Here is a 3,896-nt window from a genome sequence, read left to right as displayed (position 1 = left end):
GAAATGTCGCTTTGCTCCATTTCGCTATATCGGGCCGCGGGTCAAGCCCGCTGCTATGCATCTGTGGCTAAGCGCCACATCGCATATCAGCAGGTTTTCAAAATCCCTTCGGCAAGTGCAAGCCCTAGGCCTCACGGACTTCGTAAACCCGCGGCCCGTTATCGGAAAGATGAGGCAAAGGCCGCGACATCGTGTCGCGGATTGTATGAGAAGGGCTTTGGAGATTTGAGTGCTTGGTTATAGTTTGAAAATGTGTAGTAAATATTATTTATATAATGTGCGAGGATATCCATGACCAATATTGATGAAAAAACAAAAAATGCACTTGATAAATTATTATTAACTTATAAAATACAGCCTGTTGGATGGGGATATATTGACTGTATCACCGTAAAAGAAAATGTTTCTGGATTTGTTAAGTCTCTAACTGAATTAGGTATCAAGGTTTCGGATATTACTTGGTGGTGCCACTGCACGATAGGAGGTAACAAAGAGACAGGATGTCCGCATGGCGGTGGAGGGCCAACGAGCAAATATTTCGATGGTTGGTTTAGCGAAATGTATCAAATCCCAAATGTAAAAATTAAGGACAACAACGAAATCATCCCATATGTTTTTAATAGATGGCCAAATACAGAAAAGTATTTACCTTGTTTGATTCCTGCTTTCTGGCTGGATGTACCCGATGACTGGAGAAACACAGTTGACTTCATATAATAAGCATAATCATTATTTGAATTATGATGCATTCTTTATAAAAATATTTAGCAAGTGGCATTTAAAGGTTTGTTTAAGCATGTCACATCCGTGTGACATGCTGGTCTCTGGGGACCTCATCCATCCGATAACAACAGGTATGCACAAGGGTGCGGGTGAGAAAGAGCATGAAGCAGGGCTATCGTTGGTCATCCCACGAAGAATGCCGCACCACAGCTCTTCGTCGAGCTAAAGCTGCCAAGGGGTATTCCTTACGGGTCCGACTCAGAGCCGTCGCATACCTACACGTTAGGCGAAATCGGACGGGGGTCGCGCCATCCTTGGCACGAGTCGATTTTGGAAAAGAATCGGAGAGATTTTTGTGAATGTAGAGCTATTTGGCGGTGAATATATTTTAGAGATTTATGATGACTTAACGTATACGCCGAACTCAACTGACAATAAGTACATTTATGATAATGAATATTACGACCGATCACTCGCGAATCATCATCTTTTGAGTAAATGTGGTTTGTCTATTATGAAAGATGGCGATGTTTTAAAACGTGTAATTATAATGAGCTCTGGTAGTCCTACTAGGGTTCATTCAAAATCCTTCGTAATTGATGACAGTAGTTTAATAATTATTGTGGGTAACAGAACATTCTGTTTGTCGCTTCCAGATTTAATATTAGATTGGCAAACAGAATGTGACTATTCCTGTTGTTTAGGTATTTATCGCTTTTTATATAATTTCATAGTTAATGGGGAATTAGAAATTACATGTATTGATAAGGGCGGAAATATCCAATGGCAATTCTCTGGGGCAGATATTTTCGTGGACCCCGAAGGAGAGGATTGTTTGTGCATTTTAAACGATAGAATAAAGGTGCGAGACTGGAACGGAGATAGTTACTTATTAGATTCGGATGGCAAGCCGGTTGTATAAGGGCCCGCCGTCCTGGCGGGCTCTGAATTACAAGCGTCCGACTTCGCCTAACAGAGGAGTCCCGCAACTAGAGGATGATGCATGTGGTTGGGACGCTGCGGGACTCCTCGAAACGTTATCTGACATCGGACGCAATGAAGCGGCTATAGTGGCCGCTAGAATTCGGAAGGAAAATATGGAAGAACTAAAAAAACATAATAGACAAAAGCGTGGGCAGGTATCGGAGACTGAAATTAAACAACATGAAGGTTCTCCGATTGAAGAATTTGCTAAACTCTTAAATAGTAGCAACCCAAAAAGCAGAACCATTGGAGCAATTTTGATGGGTAATAAAAAGGCAACAGAAATGATACCGGAGCTCTGTAAGCATTTGCAAACAGAAAAATCATTATATTCGAGGATTGCAGTTTCCGAAGCATTAGGGAAAATGGGAGAACCGGCGGTAAAGCCGCTGATCCAGCTTCTTGGAAAGATCGGTAATAATCAAGAAAAAGAATTACCAAAGAAATATTTTGGAAAAAGGAGTTATCCATTAGCCAGAGATTTAGCCGCTAGAACCTTGATTAAGATAGGTAAACCGGCCATTCCGTACTTGATCAAGATAGTTGAGAATGGGGATGGTTTTGAGACCCAGCAGGCAATAGATGCAATTGGAGGAATTGTGAGTAAAAGTCATGATATGAGTCCGTTACCAGTATTACTGGAAGTACTTGAGAAATATTTAGGTAATGAGGTAACTACATGGAAAGTTATTAGAGCCTTAAGTGCATTTAAACATATAGAAGTGATTGAACCTCTAGTAAAAATGCTTAAAACCCATACCCAACCAGCGATCAGGTGGGAGGCAGCAAGAAGTATTGGACAAGTCGGAATATCAACTCCGGAAGTGAGGATCGTCTTGGAAAATGCAATACTAGATCAAAATATTGAAGTGAGAAAAGCGGCAAAAATATCTTTGGACCAATTACAGTAGTTGAAGCGAATGAAAGTGGCTACCATCCTTGGTAGCCTTATTCCGGGGGCGCGTCCGACATCAGATAACACAGCATTGCCGCTCCGGATCGCGGAAAGTCAACTCATGATGTCGGACAGGTAAGGTGATCATGGAGCCGACGCGACCACATCGATTCTCTAACCGAGTCGGCGGGGAGAGCGGAATCGAAGAAGACTGCCCGCCTTGTAAGCTCATCGACGTCGGCAATGCCAAACGTTATGCGCCATTGCACCGAAAAAGAGGTGATTAACTTGTTTTATAATGATGCACTAGATATAAGCAGTGACATATGGAAAGAGATACTTTTAGATCGCAGTATTACATACGAAAAAGATCTTGTAATACTTAAACTCATATATGAAAGTGAAAACCATGAATTGAGGGCATCAGAAATAGCTCATTATATGGGTTTGTCACATCATGGACCGGTTAATCTTCAGATAAGTAGATTTAGCAAACGGGTTATTCAGAAAACAAAGGTTCAACCACCATTGCGTAAAGATGGTTCTCCTCGTTGGTGGCATGTACCCTTTCTAGGATATGAGGAAGGGAACAGGTTCCCTTGGATAATGCGGCCTCAACTAGTGATTGGATATGAAAAGGCATTTGGTGAAACCGAGCAAACTATACTTTATCAAGATGAGATTGAATCAGAAAGTACAGAACTTGTAGAAGGAGCAATTACTCGAATTTCCGTCAATCGTTATGAAAGAAATAGAAAGGCTAAGAATGAATGTATTAAATACTATGGAAGCTCTTGTTATGTTTGCGGTTTTAACTTTGGAGTACAATACGGACCGATTGGAGAGGGAAAAATTCATGTACACCATTTGATTCCGCTATCGGAAATTAAAAAAGAATACGTAATCGACCCAATAAAAGATTTACGTCCTGTTTGTCCCAATTGCCATCTAATTATTCATAGTAAAAAAGAGCCATTTAGTATAGATGAAGTAAAAGAAATGCTTCGTGGTGAGCAACAGCGCATAACACAGCATTGCCGCTTCGGGCCGCGGGAAGTCAATTTATGATGTTGGACAAGCATGTCGAATCATGAAGCGGGCGCGGCCACATCGATTCGCCAAGCGCGGTTGCGCTAAGGCTCATCGACGTCGGCAATGCCAAACGATATAGCGAAATGTCGCTTTGCTCCATTTCGCTATATCGGGCCGCGGGTCAAGCCCGCTGCTATGCATCTGTGGCTAAGCGCCACATCGCATATCAGCAGGTTTTCAAAATCCCTTCGGCAAGTGCAAG

General features: G+C 42.0%; 4 protein-coding genes. All 4 read left to right on the top strand.

The window, feature by feature from the left end:
- Positions 1-291: 291 nt before the first annotated feature.
- The 4 genes from LHW48_00390 (at position 292) to LHW48_00375 (ending at position 3,670) form a co-directional block, all read left to right on the top strand.
- A complete protein-coding gene (locus tag LHW48_00390; GenBank protein MCB5258919.1) occupies positions 292-717 on the top strand; it encodes a hypothetical protein in 426 nt (141 codons plus the stop codon).
- A 361-nt stretch (positions 718-1,078) separates the two neighbouring features.
- Complete coding sequence (locus LHW48_00385) at positions 1,079-1,645, top strand: hypothetical protein (protein MCB5258918.1); 567 nt, start codon at positions 1,079-1,081, stop codon at positions 1,643-1,645.
- Positions 1,646-1,820: 175 nt separating this feature from the next.
- The gene (locus LHW48_00380; protein ID MCB5258917.1) at positions 1,821-2,618 is read left to right on the top strand and encodes a HEAT repeat domain-containing protein; all 798 of its coding nucleotides are present in this window, start codon (positions 1,821-1,823) and stop codon (positions 2,616-2,618) included.
- A gap of 272 nt (positions 2,619-2,890) precedes the next feature.
- Entirely contained in the window at positions 2,891-3,670 is a 780-nt protein-coding gene (locus LHW48_00375; protein ID MCB5258916.1) for an HNH endonuclease, read from the top strand.
- Positions 3,671-3,896: the final 226 nt, after the last annotated feature.

It is taken from the genome of Candidatus Cloacimonadota bacterium (genome assembly GCA_020532355.1).
Taxonomy (GTDB): Bacteria; Cloacimonadota; Cloacimonadia; order Cloacimonadales; family Cloacimonadaceae; genus UBA5456.
The sequence above is the reverse complement of the archived record's forward strand: the minus strand, read 5'-3'. Positions and strand labels throughout refer to the sequence as shown.